Source organism: Duganella qianjiadongensis (genome assembly GCF_009857915.1).
In the GTDB taxonomy this organism is placed as follows: Bacteria; Pseudomonadota; Gammaproteobacteria; order Burkholderiales; family Burkholderiaceae_D; genus Rugamonas; species Rugamonas qianjiadongensis.
Map to the genome: position 1 here is coordinate 212966 of NZ_WWCM01000005.1, position 23810 is coordinate 236775.

Here is a 23810-nt window from a genome sequence, read left to right on the forward strand (position 1 = left end):
CGCGCCGGCGCCCAGACCCATGCAGCCATCCAGTCGGCTGCTGCTTTATGCGCTCTGTACTTTATCTCGTGGTATCTGATCGCCTACTGGTCGAACATCCCCGGTTCGCTGATGCTCTGATTCCACCAGCGCAGCAATCCCGTACTTACGCTGGGTGTGCGCAAACTGCGCCTCCAGCTGTGCCAGCGCTGCATGGTGCGGGTCGAGCAGGCGCATGCGGCCCAGCAGGGTGGCGCAGTGTTTGCCCAGCTGGGCCTCCCAGCCCAGATCATCCAGCTGCTTGAGGATGGCCGAGGTGGCAGCCAGTGCCAGCGACATATTGGCCGGGGCCTTGCGCAGACCGGCATTGAGCGTATCGACCGCCGCCCGCAAATCGCCCTGGCTGCGCTGTTCCGAGGCGTGCTCGATCAGTTCCGCCACCTGATGCTTGATTTCCTTGCTCATGCCTTCGGCCAGATCATGGCGGCCGGCCTGCTCGAATACCTGCACGGCGTCGTCCATCGACACGCCGCTTTCCGTGTCGTTCATCAGGCTGATCATCAGCTCGGACGCCTGCGCATCGAGTTCCGCATTCAGGCAGCTATGGACCACGCCGACCTTGAGGCCGGTCGATAGGCCGCGGCTGACAGCAATGGCGCTGACGGCATTGCTGAACTCGGTGGCCGCGCCTTTGCGGTTGCCGGTCATTTCGTGCAGCATGCCGGCGGCAACTGCGCGGCAGGCGTCTACATTGGCGCTGCTGCGCAGCGAACGTTCCATGTCGCGGATGACGCCGCTGATCTGCCCTGTGTCGCCTTTGGCAACCAGCGTCTTGACCAGTTTGACATGATCTTCGGGATCGCGGAATTCCGAATATTTGGCTTTGGCCACCACCTGTTTGAAGGCTCGTTCGGCGGCGCCGACGTCGCCCGTTTCCAGCGCAACCTCGCCCAGATGGCGCAGTCGGCCTACCAGATTTGGCGAGATTGCGACCGCATCTTCCAGTATCTTCTTGGCCGTTTCCTGCGCCCCCATGGCTTCATGGGTACGTGCCAGCAAGTCATAGGCCGACATGAATTTGGGATTGGAGACCAGCAGATGTTCCAGCGTGGCGCAGGCGTCCGGGTATTTTTCCTGGGCAAACTGGCAGCGCGCCACGCCCATTTGTGCCCACGCGATGGCGCGATTCATGACGATGACCTGATACACCGTCTCTGCTTCGGCGTATTCGCCTGTGCTCATCAGCAGTTCGGCACGCAAACGGGCAAAGTCCGTGGCATAGGCCGGGTTGGCTGCTTCGCGGCTGCGGCATTCGGTGATGGCTTTGGCGATATTGCCCGCTTCGGCCAGCTGGTGCACGGGTAAAAATACGGCGCGGCGGGTGATGGCGCGGCGCATGCGCTGCTGCAGCATGTCCACCGTGAACGGCTTGAGCACGTAGTCGGTCGGCGTCAGCTCGGCGGCGCCGATGACCTTGCTGTACACCCCTTCCGAGGTCAGCATGATGAAGATGCTCGATGGCGGCAGTAATTTGTGAGCGCGCAAGTCCTCCAGCAGCTGCTGGCCATCCTGGCCATTCTGCTCGCCGCTGCCATTGCCCAGATCATACTCGCACAGCACGATATCGAACGGCTTCTTGGCCAGTTGGCGGATGGCTGTGCCGGAACTGACCGCGTAATCGATCTTGCTGATGCCGGCCTGTGCGAGCATATTGTGCAGGTTGCCGCGCATACCCGGATTGGGATCGACGATCAACACTGACAAATCACTATTTTCGGCCATCTTAGCGCATTAAGTTAAAGTTGAATCTAGCATACTCTAAGGCAATGGAAAATGTTACCAAAACACGCTGAAAGCGCCATTTTTGGTCAATATCAGGCCCTGAAACGGTGAAAAATGTTGCTTTGGAGGCAGTTTTTGTCTGTTGTGGCGCTGTATAGACAGCGTCGTAAAGGGTATAATGCGCGCAAAGGAATTCTGCAATTCAAGTAGTAAGACATGTCTTTCATGCCTCATCGCCCTTTAATCCGCAGCCTCGCTGCATCAACCTTCTTCCAACCATGTTGATTCTGCCGGGCTCCAACGCCCTGTCCGCATTCCGTAGCCAACGCCTGTTGACCCAACTGCAAGCTGTGCTGCCTGCCATTGCCGCCGTTCAGGCGCGCTTCGTCCATTTTATCGATGCCACCGCGCCGCTGTCCGATGACGACAGCCGCCGTCTGGGTGCGCTGCTGACCTACGGTGAGCCGGCCCACGCCGACAACACCGAAGGCGCGGTCGAGGAATTCTTCGTGATACCCCGTCTGGGCACCATTTCGCCATGGGCCTCGAAAGCCACCGACATCGTGCACAACTGCGGCATGGCCCATGTGAAGCGGGTCGAGCGCGGCATCGCCTATCGCATCAACCTGAAGGCCGGTATTCTGGGTAGCAGCATCGGTGCGACCAAGCACCTGAGCGCCGAGCAGGCCCAGGCCGTTGCGGCTTTGCTGCACGACCGTATGACCGAATCCGTGCTGCGCCATCCGGACGAAGCGGCGGGCCTGTTCCGCACGCTGGAAGCGCGTCCGCTGGAGACGGTGGACGTGATCGGCGCCGGCAAGGCCGCGCTGGAAAAAGCCAATACCGACCTCGGTCTGGCCATGTCCGACGACGAGATCGACTATCTGGACGCAGCTTTCAGCAAGGCGGGCCGCAATCCGACCGATGTGGAACTTATGATGTTTGCGCAGGCGAATAGTGAACACTGCCGCCACAAGATCTTCAATGCCGACTGGACCATCGATGGCGTAGCCCAGCCTAAATCGCTGTTCGGCATGATCAAGAACACCCACCAGCTGCAGCCTAAGGGCACCGTGGTGGCCTACAGCGACAACTCGTCCATCATGGAAGGCGCCGAAGTGATGCGCTTCTTCCCGCAGGGTGAAGCGCACCAGTATGCGCCGGTGACGGAATTGACCCATACGCTGATGAAGGTGGAAACGCATAATCACCCGACGGCGATCTCCCCATTCCCCGGTGCGTCGACTGGCGCCGGCGGCGAGATCCGCGACGAAGGCGCGACCGGCCGGGGCGCCAAGCCGAAAGCCGGCCTGACCGGCTTCACCGTCTCCAATCTGCTGCTGCCGGGCGCCGTGCAGGCATGGGAAAACGATGCCAGCGTGACTGGTCCGGTGGCGGATTACCGCGACAGCGGCAAAGCCTACGGCAAGCCTGACCGCATCGCTTCGGCCTTGCAGATCATGATCGAGGGCCCGCTCGGTGGCGCCGCTTTCAGCAACGAATTCGGCCGTCCGGTACTGGGCGGCTATTTCCGTACCTACGAACAGAATATCGGCCAGCAGTTCGCCGGCGCGCACGATACCGTGATGGGCTACCATAAGCCTATCATGATAGCCGGCGGTATCGGCAATATCTCGGCCCGGCACACCCACAAGAACGATATTCCGGTGGGCAGTCTGCTGGTGCAGCTGGGCGGTCCCGGCATGCGCATCGGGATGGGTGGCTCGGCGGCGTCGTCGATGGCAACCGGCACCAACACGGCCGATCTGGACTTCGACTCGGTACAGCGCGGCAATCCGGAAATGGAACGCCGTGCCCAGGAAGTGATCAACAGCTGCTGGCAGCTGGGTCCTGACAATCCTATCATCTCCATCCACGACGTGGGTGCCGGCGGTCTGTCGAATGCCTTCCCTGAAATCACCAATGACGCCAAGCGCGGTGCGATCTTCGATCTGCGCAAGATCCCGCTGGAAGAGAGCGGCATGGCGCCGAAAGAGATCTGGTCCAACGAATCGCAGGAACGTTATGTACTGGCGATTGCGCCGGAAAGTCTGCCACTGTTCCAGAGCTTGTGCGAGCGCGAGCGCTGCCTGTTCGCCGTGGTGGGCACTGCCACCGAAGAACGCCAGCTCAAGCTGATCGATCCGGAACTGGGCAACTCGCCGGTCGATATGCCGATGGACGTGCTGCTCGGTAAACCGCCCAAGATGCAGCGCGATGTACACCATGTGCAGAATGATTTCCCGGCCATCGACCTGACCGGCATGGATCTGGAGGAAGTGGCCAGGCGCGTGCTGCTGCTGCCTACCGTCGGCGACAAGTCCTTCCTGATCACCATCGGCGACCGTACCGTAGGCGGCATGTCGGTGCGCGACCAGATGGTGGGTCCATGGCAGGTGCCGGTGGCCGATTGCGCCGTCACGGCCATGAGTTTCGAAGGCTATCAGGGCGAAGCCATGGCGATGGGCGAGCGTACCCCGCTGGCCGTGATCGATGCGGCTGCTTCGGGCCGTATGGCCGTGGCAGAAGCGGTGACCAATATCGCTGCTGCGCCGATCAACGATATCTCCGACATCAAGCTGTCGGCTAACTGGATGGCGGCCTGCGGCCAGCCCGGTCAGGATGCGGCGCTGTACGACACGGTCAAAGCCGTGGGGATGGAACTGTGTCCGGCGCTGGGCATCTCCATCCCGGTCGGTAAGGATTCGCTGTCGATGCGCACCACCTGGAAAGACGAAGGCGAGAGCAAGGCGGTGACCTCGCCCGTGTCGCTGATCGTCTCCTCGTTCGCTCCCGTGTACGACGTACGCAAGTCGCTGACGCCGCAGATCCGCACCGACCTCGGTGATACCTCCATCATCCTGATCGATCTGGGCCGCGGTAAAAACCGTATGGGGGCTTCGGCGCTGTCGCTGGTCATGGGCCAGCTGGGTAACGAAACGCCGGATGTGGATAGCCCGGAAGACCTGAAAGGCTTCTTCGCCGCGATCCAGCAACTGAACAAGGAAGGCAAGCTGCTGGCCTACCACGACCGTTCCGACGGCGGCCTGTATGGCACGCTGACGGAAATGGCCTTCGCAGGCCGTGCCGGTCTGTCGATCAACCTCGACATCCTGACGCTGGAGCAGGGCCATGGCGCCGATCAGGGCGATGCCAAGAACTGGGCCGGCCAGATCGCCGAGCGGCGCAACGAGCAGACCCTGCGCGCGCTGTTCTCGGAAGAGCTGGGTGCCGTGATTCAGGTACGCGCTGACGAGAAGTCGCTGGTCATGGACGTACTGCGCAGCTACAACCTGGGCGCCTGCAGCCATATCATCGGCAAGCCGAATGACCGTGGCGTGATCGAATTCACCCGCGATGCCAAGACTATCTACTCGCAAGCACGTTCGGCACTGCACCGTCTGTGGAGCGAAACCAGCTGGCGTATCGCCCGTCTGCGCGACAATCCAGCCTGCGCCGATGCCGAATACGACCGCCTGCTGGACGAAACCGATCCGGGCATGACGCCGCGTATCAGCTTCGACCTGAGCGAGAATGTGGCCGCGCCCTTCCTCGCTACTGGCGTACGTCCACGCGTGGCGATCCTGCGCGAGCAGGGCGTCAACTCGCATATCGAAACGGCGTACGTGATGCATCAGGCAGGCTTCACCGCGGTCGACGTGCACATGAGCGACCTGATCGCCGGCCGTGTCAAGCTGGACGACTTCCAGGGCATCATCGCCGTCGGCGGTTTCTCCTATGGCGACGTGCTGGGTGCGGGCGAAGGCTGGGCCAAGACCATTCTGTTCAACAACGCACTGTTGGACCAGTTCGCGCGCTTCTTCGCCCGTACTGACAGCTTCGGTCTGGGCGTGTGCAATGGCTGCCAGATGATGAGCAATCTGAAATCCATCATTCCGGGCGCTCACGCATGGCCCAAGTTCACCACCAACAAGTCGGAGAAATTCGAAGCCCGCTTTGCCATGGTGGAAGTGCTGGATTCGCCATCGATCTTCTTCAGCGGCATGGCGGGCACGCAAACGGCCATCGCCATCGCCCACGGCGAAGGCTATGCCGATTTCAGCCAGACCGGCAATATCGGCGAGGCAGTGGCTGCCATGCGCTTCATCGACAACCGCGGCGCGGCCACCGAAGTCTATCCGTATAACCCGAATGGCTCGCCGCAGGGCCTGACTTCGGTGACCACGGCTGACGGCCGCTTCACGGTGATGATGCCGCACGCCGAGCGCGTGTTCCGCACCGTGCAGCAATCGTGGCATCCGGATGCATGGGGCGAAGATTCGCCATGGATGCGCATGTTCCGCAACGCCCGCAAGTTCGTCGGCTAAGCTCCGACGGCGTAACAGAGGCCGGCATACGCCGGCCTTTTTTTTGCCCGGGCTGAGCGCGCATAAAAAAAGCGCCCCGCAGGGCGCTTTCGTGTCATCCGTCTAAACGGTTTACTGGATTTTGGCTTTGGCCATCAGCTCTTCGCGCAGGGTAGCGATCTTACGCTGCTGCATGGCTTCGTTGATCTGGCCTTTGACTTCATCGTACGATGGCAGTTTGACGGCGCGCGATTCTTCCATCTTGATCACGTGGAAACCGAACTCGGTTTTTACCGGAGTCTGGGTGATTTCACCGTTTTTCAAAGCAACCATGGCGTCAGCGAAAGGCTTGACCAGTTTGCCCGGCGTCATCCAGCCCAGATCGCCGCCGTTGTTGGCCGAACCGTCTTTCGATACCTTGGCCAGTTCTTCGAACTTGCCGCCGCTTTTCAGTTTGGCGATGATGTCTTTGGCTTCCTGCTCGGTGGCCACTAGGATGTGACGCGAGTGGTATTCTTTTTCGCCCATGGCAGCTTTGTACTTGTCGTACTCGGCTTTCATGTCGGCTTCCTTGACCGGATTCTTTTTCAGGTAGTCGGCCAGCATGGCGTTGATGATGATGCTCTGACGGGCATTTTCGATAGCGGCTTTGACTTCAGCCTTGGTGCCGAAACCCTGTTTGTCCGCTTCCTGGATCAGCACTTCGCGGCCGATCAGGTCTTTCTTGATCATTTCGCGCAGTTGCGGGCTGTCTGGCTGCTGGCCCTGGGCCACCACCTGTTTGACCACCTGATCAACCTTGGACGCTGGAATGGCCTTGCCATTCACGGTGGCTACGTTTTGCGCGAAGACTGGCGCAGCAGCGACAGCGAGCAGGGCTAACATCATGCGGGTTGGCTTCAACATCATTATTAAATCCTATAAAAAAACAAGAAATCGCACTCGGCGGTGCATGGTACCAACGCTAAATCAAAAACGGCGCCCCGCAGGGCGCCGCCTTGTGCAACATTACTGCACTTTTGCTTTTTTGACCAGTTCTTCCTGATAGGCTTGAACTTTCTTCTGTGCCAGCGCTTCGGCAACCTGCGGCTTGACTTCTTCCAGGGTAGGCAGCTTGGCCGCGCGGATGTCGTCCACTTTGATCACGTGGAAGCCGTTAGGCGTCTGCACTGGCTTCTCGGTGACCTGACCTTTTTGCAGGGCGACGAAAGCCGCCGAGAAAGCTGGCGGGAAGGCGGCTGGTACAGCCCAGTCCAGATCGCCGCCGTTGGCAGCCGAGCCGGTGTCTTTCGAGTTTTTAGCCAGATCTTCGAACTTGGCGCCGCCTTTGATCTTGGCGATCACGTCGTTGGCTTCCGCTTCGGTCGCCATCATGATGTGGCGTACGTGGTATTCCTTGTCGCCATTCTGGGCCACGAATTTGTCGTATTCGGCCTTGATGTCGGCTTCGGTGACAGGGTTTTTCTTAATGTAGTCGCCTACCAGCGCGTTGATGATGATGGCCTGACGGGCATTTTCCAGCTGGGCTTTGACTGCGGCGTCTTTGGAGAAACCCTGTTTTTCCGCTTCCTGCATCAGCACTTCACGGCCGATCAGGTCTTTCTTGATCAGTTCGCGCAGCTGTGGCGAATCCGGCTGCTGGCCTTGAGCAACAACTTGCTTGACCACGGCGTCCACGCGCGAGGTTGGAATAGCTTTACCGTTAACCACGGCAACGTTCTGTGCGAAAGCAGGTACTGCGATAACGGCGAGAAGTGCAATCAGCAGCTTGGCTGGCTTGAAGGTCATTATTAATTCCTGTAAGGGGAAAAGTTTAAGCGAAAATGCTAGGCAGGGAGTTGGATCAGCTATCTGTATTTCTGTTCAATTATTCTGAAACGAATAGGCCAGTGCCCATACCTCGCGTTACATCATACTTCGGACGGTGCCAATGCAATAATGGATAATGCATGTATTTCTTTATGCATCATATCGTGCACAGAATCATACACGAGCCGATGTCTTGTGACGAGTTTTAGCCCTTCAAATTGTAACGAAACAATTCTGACGTTGTAATGACCACCGCCGGAAGCGGCACCGGCATGGCCGGCGTGCAGGGCCGAATCGTCTTCCAGCGTCAGTTCCTGCGGCTGCAGGGCCGCTTCCATGCGGCTGCGCATGCGTTCGAGACGGGTATCGCTCATGCCTGATCCTTCATATGACGGGACAGATAAATGGTCTGGGCCACGATGAATACAAACATGATGGCGGTGGAGCCGAATGCCTTGAAGCTTACCCAGGCACTGGTGTCACCTTTGAACAGCACAAAGGCCAGATACCAGTTGAGGAAGCCCATTGCAGTAAAGAAACAAATCCATGCGAGATTCAGGCGCGACCAGATCTGCTCGGGCAGCTGGACGATTTCTTCCATGGATTTGCGCATCAGATTCTTCTTGAATACGAGGTCGCTGACCAGCAGGCCGCTGGCGAAGAACCAGTAGACGATGCTGAGTTTCCACTTGATGAAGTCCTCATCGTGCAGATAGATGGTCAGGCCGCCGAAGAAGACGAACATGGCCAGCGAGAACCACAGCACGAAGTCGACCTTGCGGCGCTGCAGCTTGATATAGGCTATCTGGGCCATGGTGGCCAGTATGCCCACCAGCGTGGCGATGACGATGGGGGCCTGTTCGGCGGTGACGGAGCCGCCAGAAACCATGCCGCTCAGATAGGTATTGATGAAGTGCTGGGCCGCTTCGGCATTCCATCCTGACAGTTTGTACGCTGCAAAGAACAGTATCAGGGGAATCAGATCGAACAGGAATTTCATGGTGTCTCGGTTATTGTGGGTCGAAGCGCAATGATGCAGAGTTAATACAGTAACGCAAACCGGTGGGCGGCGGGCCGTCCGGGAAAACATGGCCCAGATGGGCATCGCACACGGCGCACAGGATTTCGGTGCGCAGCATACCATGGGAACGGTCGACTTTCTCCGTCACATGGCGCGGATCGATGGCCTCGAAGTAGCTGGGCCAGCCGCAGCCGGAATCGAATTTGGCATCGGAGCGGAACAGCGGCGTCTCGCAACAGACACAGGTGTACACACCGGCCTCGTGGTGGTCCCAGAACTTGCCGGTAAAAGCACGTTCGGTGGCGGCGTGACGGGTGACCTGATACTCCATAGGTTCGAGCATGGCGCGCCATTCGGCGTCGGAACGGATGACTTTATCTTGCATGGCTTATCACTCGCTTAAGAATGGATGGTTGGTCGGGAGGCCATCAGGAAGAACAGCTTACCTCAAGATGGCTGGCCCAGTCGGGCGGCAGGGCCGCATAGGCCGCATGCTCAGGCTGTTCGTCGTACGGGTGGCGTAAAACTGACAGTAAGCGCTCGATTTCGCTGAAATCCTTATTCTGGGCCTTTTCGATGGCCACCTGCGCCAGATAGTTGCGCAGCACGTATTTCGGATTGACGCGGTTCATGGCCAGTCGGCGCGCTTCGTCGCTGGCGCTCTCGTGCTGCAGGCGCTGGCGGTAGAGTCCGGCCCAGTGATCGCAGGCGGTGCGGTCGATAAACAGGTCGCGCACGGCGCTGTCGGCGTGCTGGTCGGCGCGGTGCAACTGCGACAGGCTGCGGAAGAACAGGGTGAAATCGACGCCGTTGGCCTGCATGATGTCGAACATGCGGTCGAACAGGGCGCGATCCGCATCGGCGTATTCGGGCAGCTGGCTAAGTCCCAGCTTGGCATGCAGCAAGCGGTCGATTTCGGCGGCGAACACGGGCTGATAGCGGTCCAGCGCGGCCTGTGCCAGTGGCACATCGTCGATCAGCGGCATTAATGCCTGCGCCAGCGCGTAGCAGTTCCAGTGGCCGATCTGCGGCTGATTGGCATAGCTGTAGCGGCCATGCTGGTCGGTATGGTTGCAGATGTGGCCGGGATCGAAGGCTTCCATGAAGCCGAAAGGACCGTAGTCCAGCGTCAGGCCGAGGATGGACATATTGTCGGTATTCATGACGCCGTGCATGAAGCCTACGCTCTGCCACTGCGCCATCAGGCGCGCCGTGCGCTCCGTCACTTCCTGTAGCAGGGCCGCATAAGGCGCCGCGTGCGCTTGCAGCGCCGGATAGAAGCGGCTGATGACGTAATCGGCCAGTATCTTCAGTTCGCCCGGCTGCTTGCGATAATACCAGTGTTCGAATGAACCGAAGCGCACAAAGCTGGGCGCCATGCGCACCACTACGGCCGCCGTTTCTACCGTCTCGCGCATGACACCCTGATCGGAGCCTGCCAGCGCCAGCGCCCGCGAGGTGGGGATGCCTAGCGCGGCCATGGCTTCCGAGCAGAGAAATTCGCGTATCGACGAACGCAGCACGGCGCGGCCATCGCCCATGCGCGAGTAGGGCGTCATGCCGGCGCCTTTCCATTGCAGCTCGATGGGGCCTTCCGGCGTGGCAATATCCCCCAGCAGTATGGCGCGTCCGTCGCCCAGCTGGCCGGCCCACACGCCGAACTGGTGGCCGGAGTACACGGCGGCCAGCGGCTGTGCACCTTGCGGCACGGCATTGCCTATCCAGACCTCCAGTCCGCTGGCGGCCTGCGCGGCGTCCAGCCCGATCAGCTGTGCGGCTGCGCCGCTCACGGCAACCAGATAAGGCGCCGGCAGCGGGGTAGGCATCAGGCGGGTGTAGAAAGCTGGCGGCAGGGCAGCGTAAGAGTTGTCCAGCGTATGGTCCAGCAGCGTCGGCATGGCGGTGGTTTCCTGTGCAAGGGTAAGGCAGTGTTGCGGCGTTTGATCGCGAGCGCGATTCTACCGTGTTTGCCGCTGCTGCGTTGCAGCATCGAAAACCATTGACGCTGCAGGCAGCGGCAAACCAAACTCGTTCATCAATTACCAATGTTGCCGGAGACCGCTATGTACCCACAGAGTCCAGTAATGGGCCAGATGATGAACCAGCCCCTGATTGTTTCGGGGATACTTGAATTTGCCGCGCGCCATTATGGCAGCAGCGAGATCGTCTCGCGCCGGGTGGAAGGCGATATCCATCGCTATACCATGCGCGACTGCCATCAGCGCGCCAAGCGGCTGGCCAATGCCCTGCATGCGCTGGGCGTGCGCATGGGCGAGCGCGTGGCCACGCTGGCCTGGAACGGTTACCGCCATCTGGAAGCGTATTACGCCGTATCCGGTTCCGGTGCGGTGCTGCACACCATGAATCCGCGCCTGCATCCGGAACAGCTGGCCTACATCTGCAATCATGCAGAAGACCAGTATCTGCTGTTCGATTTCTGCTTCCTGCCGCTGGTGGAAGCTTTTGCCCCCCATTGCAGCACCATCAAAGGCTATATTCTGATGGGCGGCAAGGAACGCATGCCTGCGCATTCGGCGATTCCCAATCTGCTGTGCTACGAAGACCTGATTAACGGCCATTCCGACGATTATCAGTGGCCCCAGTTCGACGAGAACTCGGCCTGCACCCTGTGCTACACCTCGGGCACCACGGGTAATCCGAAAGGCGTACTGTACTCGCACCGTTCCACCGTGCTGCACGCCTACGCGTCGGCCATGCCGAACGGGCTCAATGTCTCGTCGCGCGATACGGTGATGCCGGTGGTGCCCATGTTCCATGTGAACGCATGGGGGCTGCCATATTCGGTGCTGCTGACGGGCGCGAAGATGGTGTTTCCCGGCGGTTCGCTGGACGGCAAGTCGGTCTATGAACTGATGGAAAGCGAAGGCGTGACCTTCTCGGCCGGTGTGCCCACCGTCTGGCTGGGGCTGATCAATTATGCCGCCGAGCACGGGCTGAAATTCTCCACCTTCCGTCGCACCGTCATCGGCGGCTCGGCCTGTCCGCCCGCCATGATGAATACCCTCATCGATGAATACGGTGTGGAAGTGATCCATGCCTGGGGAATGACGGAAATGTCGCCGCTGGGCACGACGGGCGGCTTGCTGAACCAGCATCTCTCGCTGAGCCGCGAAGAGCAGCGCAAGATCCTGCAGAAGCAGGGCCATGCCATTTACGGCGTGGATATGAAGATAGTCGACGATGACGGCAAGGAACTGCCTTGGGACGGCGTCAGCTATGGCCACCTGATGGTGCGCGGGCCATGGATAGTGGCACGCTACTTCAAGGATGAGGGCGGCGATGTGCTGGAAGATGGCTGGTTCCCGACCGGCGATGTGTCGACCATCGACGCCGATGGCTATATGCAGATTACCGACCGCAGCAAGGATGTGATCAAGTCCGGCGGCGAGTGGATAGGCACCATCGATCTGGAAAATATCGCCATGTCCCATCCGGCCGTGATGCAGGCGGCCTGTATCGGTGTGACCCATCCGAAGTGGGACGAGCGCCCGCTGCTGGTGGTCGTACTCAAGCCGGGCCAGTCGCTCGACCGGGCCAGCCTGCTGGCTCACTTCGAAGGCAAGGTTGCCAAGTGGTGGCTGCCGGATGACGTGGTGTTCACCAGCCAGTTGCCGGTGGGCGGCACCGGTAAAATCCAGAAAAATCGCCTGCGCGAGCAGTATCGTGACCATTTGCTGGCAGACGGTGCTGCCTGAACCGGTAGCTGGCGTCTGATGTCGCCACTAGGACGGGCCAGACGGGTGCTGCATGGTTGCGCCCTCTGGCAGCGCCCGGATGCGCTCAAAAAATAATAATACGACCGTTCTTTTATGCGGTATAGTGGCTGCATTGTAGGCACCACCACTATAAGGAAGAGACATGACTGCTGAATACCAGGTTCACGGCGCGGTAGCCGTTATTACGCTGAATAATCCACCCGTCAACGGTCTGGGGCTGGCAACCCGTACTGCCGCTGTGCAGGGACTGCAGCAGGCTGCGGCCGATGCGGCAGTCAAAGCCATCGTCATCACGGGTGCCGGCAAGGCTTTTTCCGGCGGCGCCGATATCAAGGAATTCAACTCGCCCAAGGCGCTGGCCGAGCCCAGTCTGCATACCCTGATTGCCACGGTCGAAAATTCGGCCAAGCCGGTGGTTGCAGCTATCCATACGGTCTGCATGGGCGGCGGGCTGGAGCTGGCCCTCGGTTGCCACTACCGCGTGGCGCTGCCGGGTGCGCAGATCGCGCTGCCGGAAGTAAAGCTGGGCCTGCTGCCGGGCGCGGGCGGCACCCAGCGTCTGCCTCGGGTACTGGGGCTGGAAATGGCGCTGAATATGATCGTCTCCGGTACGCCGGTAGCATCGGAAAAACTGGCCGGTACGGCCCTGTTTGATGCCGTGTTCGAAGCTGGCTCCGATCTGCTGGCGCAGGCAGTGGCGTTTGCCGCCAGCGTGGCCGATGCGCGTCCGCTGCCGAAAGTACGCGAACGCAAGGTTGACTATCCCAACCATGAGGCTTTTCTGCAGTTTTCGCGCAACACCGTCAAAGCCATGGCCGGCCCATTCCCGGCCCCGCTGGAGTGCGTAGAGACGGTAGCGGCATCCGTCACCAAAAAATTCGAAGACGGCCTGAAGTTCGAGCGTGAACGCTTCCTGCATCTGATGCAGACCACCGAATCGAAAGCATTGCGCCATGCCTTCTTCGCCGAGCGCGTGGCCAGCAAGGTGCCCGATGTGCCGGCCGACACGCCGGTGCGTAGCATCAGGCAGGCTGCCGTCATCGGTGCAGGCACCATGGGCGGCGGTATAGCCATGAACTTCCTGAATGCCGGTATTCCCGTGGTACTGCTGGAAACCCGCCAGGATGCGCTCGACAAGGGCATGGCCACTATCCGCAAAAACTACGAGAACACGCTGAAGAAGGGCAAGCTGACGCAGGAAAAGCTGGACCAGCGCATGGCACTGCTGACGGGTACTTTGGCGTATGGCGACATTGCGCAGGCCGACATCGTGGTGGAAGCGGTGTTCGAGGACATGGGCGTGAAGGAAACCGTGTTCCGCCAGCTGGATAGCGTGATGAAGCAGGGCGCCATACTGGCCTCGAATACCTCGACACTGGACTTGAACCGCATTGCCAGCTTCACCAGCCGCCCGCAGGACGTGGTCGGCCTGCATTTCTTTAGCCCTGCCAATGTCATGAAGCTGCTGGAAATTGTCCGCGGCGCGCAGACCGGCAAGGATGTGCTGGCCACCGCTCTGGCACTGGCCAAGAAGCTTAAAAAGACCGGCGTGGTGTCGGGCGTGTGCGATGGCTTCATCGGCAACCGCATGATAGAACAGTACAGCCGTCAGGCCGGCTTCCTGCTGGATGAAGGCGCGCTGCCGGAACAGGTCGATCAGGCCATCGAGAAGTTCGGCTTCGCCATGGGACCGTTCCGCATGGGCGATCTGGCGGGCAATGATATCGGCTGGGCCATCCGCAAGCGCCGCGCTGTCGAGTCGCCGGAAATCACCTATTCGCGTAGCGCCGATCTGCTGTGCGAAATGGGCCGTTTCGGCCAGAAGACGGGCGGTGGCTGGTACGACTACAAGGCCGGCGACCGCAAAGCCTACCCGAACGAACAGGTGAATGCCATGATCGTCCAGCATTCGGCCGATCTGGGACTGACCCGCCGCCAGATCAGCGATCAGGAAATCGTCGAACGGCTGGTGTATGCGATGGTGAACGAGGCCGCGCATATTCTGGAAGAAGGGATCGCGCTGCGCGCCTCCGACATCGACATGGTGTATCTGACCGGCTACGGATTCCCCCTGTTCCGTGGTGGACCGATGTTCTATGCCGACACGGTAGGCTTGCCGAATGTCCTGTCGGCCATGGCGCAGTATGCCCGTGCTTATCAGGGCAGTGCGTGGCAGCCGGCACCGCTGCTGACCCGTCTGGCGAGTGAAGGAAAAGGCTTTAATAGTTGATTTATGGAATGTTTGCGTGCTTTATTGGAATTTATTTTTCTATGCGTGAACATTTCGGCAAAATACTTGCTATAATTTCTCCATGGTAGCGAAAGTTTCCTCTTGTTATGTTTTTGAGTGAGGCTAGCGCTCTTTACATCCAATATCCATCATGGGGAAATTATGCAACGTACCATCATCGCTGCCTTGATCGCTGCCGCTGCTTTCACTTCGGCCCACGCTGCCAGCATCAACGGTCTGGTCAACACCGGTGTGGGCGCCAGCGGCACCGCCGACACCCACTACTCGCTGAGCAACGAGAACAAGGTTTCGGTTCCTGTCGTTACTTTCGACAATGTCTGGCCTATCAGCCCATGGCTGGCAAACAGCACCGATTCGAAATGGATCACGCCGACTGCCAATCAGGCGCAGTCGTTTGATCCGAGCGCAAACGGCACCTACACCTATTCGCTGTCCTTCAATCTGACCGGCTATGATGCCCATACTGCCGCGCTGGCTGGCCGTTTTGCTGCCGATAACACCGCGGTAGTGCTGCTGAACGGTACTCAGATTGGTAGTTCCAATGGCTTCACCAGCTGGAGTAGCTTTGCTACCAGCGCAGGCAACGGTTTCGTTGCCGGTAACAATACCCTGCAATTCGTCGTGACCAACTGGGGTCAGGCCACTGGCAATCCGACCGGTCTGCGCGTCGAGTTCACCGGTTCGAATGTGGCTGCCGTACCTGAGCCGGAAACCTATGCCATGATGCTCGCTGGTCTGGGTCTGGTAGGTCTTGTCGCCCGTCGCCGCAAGCAAGCAGCTTAATTCGAAGCTGAATTAGTCCTCAAGGCCGCCATGTGCGGCCTTTTGCTTTTGCTCGGCGCCATTGGTTTCACGCAGAAATAGCGTGCCCACCACGGCCGTCACCAGTGCGATGACGATGGGATACCACAGGCCGTAATAGATGTCGCCGTGATACGCCACGAGTGCAAACGAGACCGTAGGCAGCAGCCCGCCGAACCAGCCATTGCCCAGATGATAGGGCAGCGACATGGCGGTGTAGCGTATGCGGGTAGGGAACATCTCGACCAGCATGGCCGCAATCGGCCCGTACACCATGGTGACATATAGTACGAGCACGAACAGGATCAGCACCACCATGGTCTTGTTGATCTGGCTTTCATCGGCGCGGCTGGGGTAGCCTGCTGCCTTGATGCTGACCGCCAGCGCTTTTCTGAGCTGGCTCTCGGCCAGTTTGCTGGCCAGATCGAAGTCCAGCCCTGTCTCCGTCATGCTCGCATTAAATGCCTGCAATTCCTTGCTGCCTATGCGTATGCGCGCGATGCTGCCGGCTGCTGCATGCTCATGGGTGTAGGCGACCGAGGCGTGCGATAGCAGGCTGGCGGCAATATCGCAGGATGAGGGATAGCGGATCGTGTTGCTGGGACTGAACTGGAAATGGCAGGAAGCCGGATCGGCAAGCAGGGTGACCGGGGCTTTTTCCAGCGCTGCTTCGAGCGCCGGATTGCCGTAGTGGGTCAGCGCGCCGAACAGAGGGAAATAAGTGGCGGCAGCCAGCACACAGCCGCTGAGGATGATCCATTTGCGGCCATAGCGGTCGGATAGCTTGCCGAATACGATAAAGAAAGGCGTGGCCAGCGCCAGCGACATGGCGCTCATCAGGTTGGCGCTGGCGCCATCGATCTTCAGCGTCTGGGTCATGAAGAACAGGGCATAGAACTGGCCCGTGTACCAGACGGCGGCCTGCCCCATGGTGAGGCCGAACAGGGCGATAATCGCCAGGCGCAGATTGGGCCAGCGGCCAAAGGCTTCCTGTATCGGTGCGCTGGAACCGCGCCCTTCCGCTTTCATGCGGGCGAACATGGGCGATTCCTTCATCGACATGCGGATCCACACGGAAATTCCCAGCAGGATGACGGAAACCAGAAACGGTACGCGCCAGCCCCAGTGGGCAAATTCGGCTTCGCCTGTCGCCATGCGCGTGCCCAGTATCACCAGCAAGGACAGTAGCAGGCCCAGCGTGGCCGTGGTCTGTATCCACGAGGTGAACAGGCCGCGTTTGCCGGGCGGCGCATGTTCGGCTACATAGGTGGCGGCGCCGCCATATTCGCCGCCCAGCGCCAGCCCCTGCAGCACGCGCAGCACCACCAGGCTGATGGGTGCGGCAATGCCGATGGCATGATAGGCCGGCAGCAGGCCCACCAGGAAAGTGGAGCCGCCCATGATGAATATGGTGATCAGGAAGGTATGCTTGCGACCGACCAGATCGCCAAGGCGACCGAATACCAGCGCGCCGAATGGGCGCACCAGAAAGCCGGCAGCAAAGGCCAGCAGGGCAAAGATGAAGCTGGTCGTACTATCGCTGACAAAGAACTGCTTGGCGATAATCGGCGCCAGCGCACCATACAGATAAAAGTCGTACCACTCGAACACGGTACCGAGCGATGACCCGATGATGACCTTGCGTTCCTGCGGCGTAAGCGGCGCAGATGGATGCAGTGGGCGTGCCGCGGCGCCTCGCACCATGTTGGTCTCCTGAATTCTTTATTGTTATCGCTGGAAAGATTGCACCTTCACCAGCCTGTGGCTAGTCTGAGCCGTGTAACTTACGCAGTGCTTGCGGAGAACTTACCGCCCGCTTACAGAGGTTTTACGAACGACCGTGCTTATTTGTGCTATGCTGGGTTTTCTAACCTATACCGGAGACTTCGATGATGGATGCTGTAATCGTTTCGACTGCACGTACCCCGCTGGCCAAATCGTGGAAAGGCGCTTTCAATATGACCCATGGCGCCACGCTGGGCGGTCATGCTTTGCAGGCAGCCATCAGCCGTGCCGGACTGGAAGCAGGCGAAGTGGAAGATGTGCTGGTGGGCTGCGCCAATCCGGAAGGGGCCACCGGCGGCAACATCGCGCGCCAGATCGCGCTGCGCGCCGGCTGCCCGGTCAGCACGGCCGGCATGACCATCAACCGTTTCTGTTCCTCCGGCTTGCAGACCATCGCTACGGCGGCCCAGCGCATCATCGCGGGCGAAGGCGATATCTATGCGGCTGGCGGGGTGGAGTCGATTTCTTGCGTTCAGCAGGAAATGAATCTGCACATGTATAAGGAAGTGTGGCTGTCGCAACACAAACCCGAGGTGTACTGGCCCATGCTGCAAACGGCAGAAACGGTGGCCAAACGCTACAACATCAGCCGCCAGCGGCAGGATGAATATGGCGTGCAGAGCCAGCAGCGCGCGGCGGCGGCACAGGCTGCCGGCCTGTTCGACACCGAAATCGCGCCCATGACGACGGTGATGGGCGTGGCCGACAAGGCCAGCGGCATGCTGCTCTCGCGCGAAGTGACCATCAGTGCCGATGAAGGCATACGGGCCGATACCACCTACGAAGGCGTGGCGAAAATCCGCACGGCAGTGCCGGGCGGCGTGATCAGCGCCGGCAATGCCAGCCAGTTTTCCGATGGTGCTTCCATGGCCATCGTGATGAGCGCCGCCACTGCGGCGGCCAGGGGGCTGCAGCCGCTGGGCATCTTCCGTGGCTTTGCCGTTGCCGGCTGCGAGCCGGACGAAATGGGCATAGGCCCCGTGTATGCGATACCCAAGCTGCTCAAAAAAGCGGGCCTCAAGGTGGAAGATATCGGCCTGTGGGAGCTCAATGAAGCATTTGCCGTGCAGGTGCTGTATTGCGCCGACCAGCTCGGCATCCCCATGGATCGCCTCAACGTCAATGGCGGCGCGATCGCCGTGGGCCATCCGTATGGCGTATCGGGTGCCCGTCTGACCGGTCACGCGCTGATCGAAGGCAAGCGCCGCGGCGTCAAATATGTGGTGGTCACCATGTGCATAGGCGGCGGTCAGGGCGCGGCCGGCCTGTTCGAAGTGGTCTGAGCCGGCCTGCCTGCGGTGGTGCTGGCGGCCTAAAAGCGGTATGCTGCGCGCGACATCAACCAATTGGCGCGCGCAGCGCCGCACAGGAAAGCCATGATCAAGCACATCGTCATGTGGAAGCTCAAAGAGCACGCCGAAGGCGCCGACCGCGCCACCAATGCCGCCCGGATGAAAACCATGCTGGACGCTTGCGCCGGCATCGTGCCGGGCCTACTCAAGCTGGAAACCGTGGTGGCCCAGCCAGGGCTGGAAGCGACCTACGACGTGTTGCTGTACTCCGAATTTGCTGACAAGGCCGCGCTGGACGCCTATCAGCAGCATCCCCAACATGTGGCACTGAAGCCGTTCTTCGGCGCCGTGCGCGAAGCACGCCAGTGCATGGATTACGAGGTCTGAATCGCTATGCGTACTACTCAGGAATTATTCTCTCTGGCCGGTAAAACGGCATTGGTCACGGGCGGCTCGCGCGGGCTGGGCCTGCAAATGGCGCTGGCGCTGGGCGAACAGGGCGCCCGCGTGGTGATTTCTTCACGCAAACAGGCTGAGCTGGATCAGGCGGTGGCCTTCCTCGCGCAACGGGGCATCGCGGCCAGCGCGGTGGCGGCTGACCTGTCCAGCGAAGCGGACGCCGACGCACTGGTGACGGCGGCGCTGGCCCAGCTCGGTCATATCGACATTCTGATTAACAATGCCGGCGCCAGCTGGGGTGCTCCGGCCGAGGATCATCCGGTTGCTGCTTGGGACAAGGTGATGAACCTGAATATACGCGGCATTTTCCTCGTGTCGCAACTGGTCGGCAAGCGCTCGATGATTCCGCGCCAGTATGGCCGCATCATCAACATCGCGTCCATTGCCGGTCTGGCCGGCAACCCGCCCGGCACCATGCAGACCATCGCCTACAACACCTCCAAAGGCGCGGTGGTGAACTTCACCCGCACGCTGGCCGGCGAGTGGGGCCGCTTCGGCATTACCGTCAATGCGCTGGCGCCGGGCTTCTTCCCGTCCAAAATGACGCACGGCCTGCTGGCCCAGATGGGGGCCGACCAGCTGGCCAAAGATGCGCCGCTGGGTCGTCTGGGCGACGATGAAGACCTGAAAGGTGCGGCCGTGCTGTTCGCCTCCGATGCGGGCAAGCATATCACGGGCCAGATACTGGCGGTCGATGGCGGGGTGTCGGCAGTATGACGCAGAGTTTGACACTGGATATACCGGCAAGTTATCAGCGCATCGTACTGGCGGCCCGCCCACGCGGGCCCGTCGTGGCGGAAAACTTCCGGCTGGAGCAAGTGGCTGTGCCCGCACTGGCGGACGGTGAAGTGCTGCTGCGCAACCACTATCTGTCGCTAGACCCGTATATGCGTGGCCGCATGAGCGCGGCCAAGAGTTATGCCGCTTCGCAGGCACTGGACGAGACCATGATAGGCAATACCGTGGGGCAGGTGGTGGCCAGCCGCCATGCGGATTTTGCCGCCGGCGATTACGCTGCCGGTCTGCTGGGCTGGGCTGAAATGGGCGCAGCGCACGGCAGCGCTTTGCGCAAGCTCGATATCGCTCAGGTGCCGCTGTCGGTCTATCTGGGCGCTGCTGGCATGCCCGGCATGGCGGCCTGGTATGGCCTGACGCAGATCATCCTGCCCAAGGCCGGTGAAACCGTGGTGGTCTCCGCGGCCAGTGGCGCCGTGGGCAGCGTGGTCGGACAGCTGGCCAAGCTGCGCGGCTGCCGGGTGGTGGGCATCGCCGGTGGCGCTGCCAAATGCGCACATGTGCGCGATGTGCTGGGCTTTGATGCCTGTGTCGACTACAAGGCAGGCCGGCCGGAGGCCGATCTGGCCGCCGCAACGCCCGATGGGGTTGATGGCATCTTTGAAAATGTCGGCGGCGCTACTTTGGATGCGGCGCTGGCGCGCACCAATGCGTTTGCGCGCATTGCGCTGTGTGGCCTGATCGGCGGCTTCAACGGGCAGGAAATGCCGCTCAAGAATTCGCGCATCCTGCTGATTAAGCGCCTGTCGCTGCGCGGTTTCATCGTCACCGAGCATATGGAGCTGTGGCCGCAAGGCTTGCAGGAGCTGGCTGCGCTGGTTGCCGCCGGTCAGCTTAAATATCATGAAACCATTGCCGATGGGCTGGCCGCCGCGCCGCAGGCCTTCATCGGCCTGCTGCAAGGCCAGAATCTGGGCAAACAACTGGTGAGGCTGATCTGATGAGCGAGAATAAAATGACCGTAACGCTAGGCGACTGGCCGCGCATGAAAGAGCAGGCCCAGCGCATCCGTATGGAAGTGTTTGTGCAGGAGCAGAACGTTCCCGCCGAACTGGAAATGGACCAGATGGATGCGCTCTGCATCCATGCCATCGCCTACGACGCGGCAGGTGTAGCGGTAGGCACGGGCCGGCTGCTGCCTGATGGACATATAGGCCGGATGGCGGTGCGCAAAATCGCGCGCGGCAGTGGCGCCGGCGGGCTGATGCTGCAGGCGCTGATGGCGCGCGCATACGAACGGGGCGACCGCGTGCTGGCGCTGAGTGCCCAGACCCACGCCGCACCGTTCTACCTGCGCCATGGCTTTGTGGTCGAAGGCGACGAATTCTACGAAGCTGGCATTGCCCACATCAACATGGTGTATCGCTACTGAAAGGCAAGAACTGATGGCTGATTTTATTACCGCACTGAACCGCAACCCGCTCACGGGCCGTCTGGCCAAGGCGCTAGGACTGCCCAATCCGGTGGAACTGGCGCGTTGCGAGGCCGGGTATGATGCGGCGCCGTTTGCCGCTAAGCGCATCGTGCTGCGAGCGGCGGCCAACGGTTACGCGGAAGCAGCCTTGCTGGCTGCGCTGCGCTCCGGTGGCGGAGCGCCGCTGGCCCAGCCCGAAGAGGAAAAGATCGATATCGTGGTGTTCGATGCCACAGGCTGCGCCACGCCGGCCGATAGCCGCGCCCTGTATGAAACTTTCCACGCGCTGGCGCGCAAGCTGGCCGTGAACGGTCGGGTACTGATCGTCGCGGCGCTGCATGAAGCAGGCGCCGATCCGGTGGCGCTGGCTGCGGCACGCGGGGTGGAGGGCTTTGCCCGTTCGCTGGGCAAGGAACTGGGCCGCAAAGGCGTGACGGTGAATACGGCCTATGTGGCGCGTGATGCCGTGCAGCGGCTGGAAGGCGTGGTGCGCTTCTTCTGCGGCGTGCAGACCACCTATGTTTCCGGCCAGGCAGTCAGCGTGACCAGCACGGCGGCGGCGCCGGCACATCTGCCTTACAGCGCGGCACTGGCGGGCAAGGTGGCGCTGGTGACGGGGAGCGCACGCGGCATCGGTCTGGCGGTGGCGCAGCGGCTGCTGCAGGAGGGCGCGCAGGTGGTCTGCCTCGATGTGCCCGCAGTGGAGCAGGAACTACAGCAGACCTGTAGCCGCATAGGTGCCAGCGCGCTGGCGCTCGATATTACGGCAGACGATGCGCCTGCGCGCCTGTCCGCCTACTTCCGCGAGCATTTCGGCGGACTCGATATTCTGATCCACAACGCCGGCATCACGCGCGACCGCACCATCGCCAACATGACGCAAGCGCAGTGGGAACAGGTTGTGTCGGTGAATTTCGCCGCCATCACTGCGCTAGATGGCGTGCTGATGAACGATGGCACGCTGCGCGATGGTGGCCGTGTGGTCTGCCTGTCCTCGATCAGTGGCATCGCCGGTAATTTCGGCCAGACCAACTATGCCTATACCAAGGCGGCGCTGACGGCCTATGTGGCGGCGCAGGCGGGCCGGCTGGGCAAGCGCGGGATCTGCATGAATGCTGTGGCGCCCGGCTTTATCGAGACGGCGATGACGGCCAAGATGCCTTTCCTGATGCGGGAAATGGGGCGGCGCCTGAACTCAGTCCAGCAGGGCGGCCAGCCACGCGATGCGGCGGAACTGATTACCTTCCTCGCCACGCCCGGCGCATACGGTCTGACGGGCAATACCATCCGCGTCTGCGGACAAGGACTGATCGGCGCCTGAGCTGGCGCCGGTCTTTCTGCCACGGCAGCGGAGGTCTAGTGCACCTGTACTTCGTGCAGGGTAGCGGGCGCCTGCGCGTACAGCTTCACCACGGTGGAGGTGCGGGTGCCGTAAGCCGGGCTTTCGATGCGCACGGCCGACAGCATGCGTTCGACGTCGAGCGAGACACCGGTTTCCGGTAAGCGCATGTCCGGCGCCGTCGTAGTGTCGGACAGCATTTCGAAATAGGCTTCATCGGGCGCGCCCAGACATAGCAGGCTGGCGAACTGGGCTTTGGTCTTGACCACTTTCGGCCACGGTGCGTCCAGCAGCGCATTCGACAGGCCATACACGCCGGGCTCCAGCGGCTTGCCGTTGCGGGGATCGGCGTCGCCACGGTTGGCGTACCAGATCAGCGTCTTGCCGTCGCTGAGCACCAGATTGAAGCCGTTGTAGGCCTGTGCTCCGGGGCGGATCTGCGCCACGTATTCTTCCGGCGTCATACTGCCAGCCAGAAAATCAGCCACCAGCCTGCCGCGCGAAGGCGCATCGTCGCGGTGTTCGGCCGGTGCCCGTATATTGGTGATCGCGGCAAAGCGCGACGACGGGCCGCCATCCTCGGCGTGGGTAATGCCCATCCAGCTGCCACCGGCCTGCAGGTCGCGCCCCGCATAAATGCGCGGGTGCTCGGGCCAGTAGCCCGCCGCTGCGGTGGCGCGCTGATAGAATTCGTCGCGGTTGGCGGCGGCAATCAGCGGGACGGCCGGCACGACTTGCCATGCAAAGACGATCAGGCACATGGCACGACATCCACAAAAACTTCGCTATGGCGTTCACCGCTGATGTAGCGGCTCAGACCAGCCTGCGCAACGGCCTGAGCCAGCGTGTCGGCGAATTCCGGCGCGGTGGCGCCATACACTTCCATCCACGTCTGCACACCGTCCTTGCTTTCCGGGCGGCGCTTGAGAGCGGTCTGTACGCCACTGGCCGCAGCCAGACCGGCTTGCATGGCCTGTACTTGCGGCAGCAATGCATCCGCCAGCGTCTGGTCGACGCGGTAATAGATGTACAGATCCAT

The 23810-nt window shown here is 60.9% G+C and carries 20 protein-coding genes; 10 read left to right on the forward strand and 10 right to left on the reverse strand.

The features are described from left to right. Positions 1-45: 45 nt before the first annotated feature. Positions 46-1737, reverse strand: coding sequence for a response regulator (locus tag GTP27_RS09650; protein WP_371865909.1), 1692 nt, complete (start codon positions 1735-1737; stop codon positions 46-48). A 302-nt stretch (positions 1738-2039) separates the two neighbouring features. Between GTP27_RS09650 and purL the strand changes: the two genes are divergently transcribed. Further along, positions 2040-6089: a phosphoribosylformylglycinamidine synthase gene (gene purL / locus GTP27_RS09655; RefSeq protein ID WP_161038968.1), complete on the forward strand. Its 4050-nt coding sequence runs from the start codon at positions 2040-2042 to the stop codon at positions 6087-6089. A gap of 111 nt (positions 6090-6200) precedes the next feature. Here the strand turns inward: purL and GTP27_RS09660 are convergent, their stop codons facing one another. From GTP27_RS09660 to GTP27_RS09685, 6 genes are all read right to left on the reverse strand, one after another. After that, complete coding sequence (locus GTP27_RS09660; RefSeq protein WP_161038969.1) at positions 6201-6977, reverse strand: peptidylprolyl isomerase; 777 nt, start codon at positions 6975-6977, stop codon at positions 6201-6203. Positions 6978-7076: 99 nt separating this feature from the next. Continuing rightward, positions 7077-7856 carry a peptidylprolyl isomerase gene (locus GTP27_RS09665; protein WP_161038970.1) on the reverse strand — a complete coding sequence of 260 codons (780 nt, stop codon included), beginning with the start codon at positions 7854-7856 and terminating at the stop codon, positions 7077-7079. Between the two features lie 122 nt (positions 7857-7978). Further along, positions 7979-8251, reverse strand: a complete 273-nt coding sequence (locus GTP27_RS09670) for a BolA family protein (protein ID WP_161038971.1) — start codon at positions 8249-8251, stop codon at positions 7979-7981. Next, positions 8248-8877 carry a septation protein A gene (locus GTP27_RS09675; RefSeq protein ID WP_161038972.1) on the reverse strand — a complete coding sequence of 210 codons (630 nt, stop codon included), beginning with the start codon at positions 8875-8877 and terminating at the stop codon, positions 8248-8250. The genes GTP27_RS09670 and GTP27_RS09675 overlap by 4 nt, the downstream gene beginning before the upstream one ends. Positions 8878-8887: 10 nt before the next feature. Then, positions 8888-9283 carry a peptide-methionine (R)-S-oxide reductase MsrB gene (msrB, locus tag GTP27_RS09680; RefSeq protein WP_161038973.1) on the reverse strand — a complete coding sequence of 132 codons (396 nt, stop codon included), beginning with the start codon at positions 9281-9283 and terminating at the stop codon, positions 8888-8890. Between the two features lie 43 nt (positions 9284-9326). Next, the gene (locus tag GTP27_RS09685) at positions 9327-10796 is read right to left on the reverse strand and encodes a protein adenylyltransferase SelO (protein ID WP_161038974.1); all 1470 of its coding nucleotides are present in this window, start codon (positions 10794-10796) and stop codon (positions 9327-9329) included. A gap of 165 nt (positions 10797-10961) precedes the next feature. Between GTP27_RS09685 and GTP27_RS09690 the strand changes: the two genes are divergently transcribed. From GTP27_RS09690 to GTP27_RS09700, 3 genes are all read left to right on the forward strand, one after another. Then, positions 10962-12614, forward strand: coding sequence for a 3-(methylthio)propionyl-CoA ligase (locus tag GTP27_RS09690; protein WP_161038975.1), 1653 nt, complete (start codon positions 10962-10964; stop codon positions 12612-12614). Between the two features lie 163 nt (positions 12615-12777). Continuing rightward, positions 12778-14865 carry a 3-hydroxyacyl-CoA dehydrogenase NAD-binding domain-containing protein gene (locus GTP27_RS09695; RefSeq protein ID WP_161038976.1) on the forward strand — a complete coding sequence of 696 codons (2088 nt, stop codon included), beginning with the start codon at positions 12778-12780 and terminating at the stop codon, positions 14863-14865. Between the two features lie 162 nt (positions 14866-15027). Further along, the gene (locus GTP27_RS09700) at positions 15028-15669 is read left to right on the forward strand and encodes a PEPxxWA-CTERM sorting domain-containing protein (protein ID WP_161038977.1); all 642 of its coding nucleotides are present in this window, start codon (positions 15028-15030) and stop codon (positions 15667-15669) included. A 12-nt stretch (positions 15670-15681) separates the two neighbouring features. Here the strand turns inward: GTP27_RS09700 and GTP27_RS09705 are convergent, their stop codons facing one another. Next, positions 15682-17391 (reverse strand): MFS transporter, encoded by a 1710-nt coding sequence (locus tag GTP27_RS09705; protein WP_161038978.1) that lies wholly within the window; start codon positions 17389-17391, stop codon positions 15682-15684. A gap of 185 nt (positions 17392-17576) precedes the next feature. On the opposite strand from GTP27_RS09705, the gene GTP27_RS09710 reads away from it, so the two are divergent. From GTP27_RS09710 to GTP27_RS09735, 6 genes are all read left to right on the forward strand, one after another. After that, a complete protein-coding gene (locus GTP27_RS09710) occupies positions 17577-18755 on the forward strand; it encodes an acetyl-CoA C-acyltransferase (RefSeq protein WP_161038979.1) in 1179 nt (392 codons plus the stop codon). 93 nt (positions 18756-18848) lie between these two features. After that, on the forward strand, positions 18849-19151 hold the full coding sequence (locus tag GTP27_RS09715) for a Dabb family protein (protein WP_161038980.1): 303 nt from the start codon (positions 18849-18851) through the stop codon (positions 19149-19151). A gap of 6 nt (positions 19152-19157) precedes the next feature. After that, positions 19158-19940 (forward strand): SDR family oxidoreductase, encoded by a 783-nt coding sequence (locus tag GTP27_RS09720; protein ID WP_161038981.1) that lies wholly within the window; start codon positions 19158-19160, stop codon positions 19938-19940. A 20-nt stretch (positions 19941-19960) separates the two neighbouring features. Continuing rightward, positions 19961-20959: an NADP-dependent oxidoreductase gene (locus GTP27_RS09725; protein WP_161039064.1), complete on the forward strand. Its 999-nt coding sequence runs from the start codon at positions 19961-19963 to the stop codon at positions 20957-20959. Beyond that, positions 20959-21390 carry a GNAT family N-acetyltransferase gene (locus tag GTP27_RS09730; RefSeq protein ID WP_161038982.1) on the forward strand — a complete coding sequence of 144 codons (432 nt, stop codon included), beginning with the start codon at positions 20959-20961 and terminating at the stop codon, positions 21388-21390. Before GTP27_RS09725 ends, GTP27_RS09730 begins: the two co-directional genes overlap by 1 nt. Positions 21391-21403: 13 nt before the next feature. Next, positions 21404-22753 (forward strand): 3-oxoacyl-ACP reductase, encoded by a 1350-nt coding sequence (locus tag GTP27_RS09735; RefSeq protein WP_161038983.1) that lies wholly within the window; start codon positions 21404-21406, stop codon positions 22751-22753. Between the two features lie 35 nt (positions 22754-22788). Here GTP27_RS09735 and GTP27_RS09740 read toward each other — a convergent pair whose 3' ends face one another. Both GTP27_RS09740 and GTP27_RS09745 read right to left on the reverse strand, forming a co-directional pair. Then, positions 22789-23532, reverse strand: coding sequence for an NRDE family protein (locus GTP27_RS09740; RefSeq protein ID WP_161038984.1), 744 nt, complete (start codon positions 23530-23532; stop codon positions 22789-22791). Next, the gene (locus GTP27_RS09745; protein ID WP_161038985.1) at positions 23523-23810 is read right to left on the reverse strand and encodes a DUF4936 family protein; all 288 of its coding nucleotides are present in this window, start codon (positions 23808-23810) and stop codon (positions 23523-23525) included. The genes GTP27_RS09740 and GTP27_RS09745 overlap by 10 nt, the downstream gene beginning before the upstream one ends.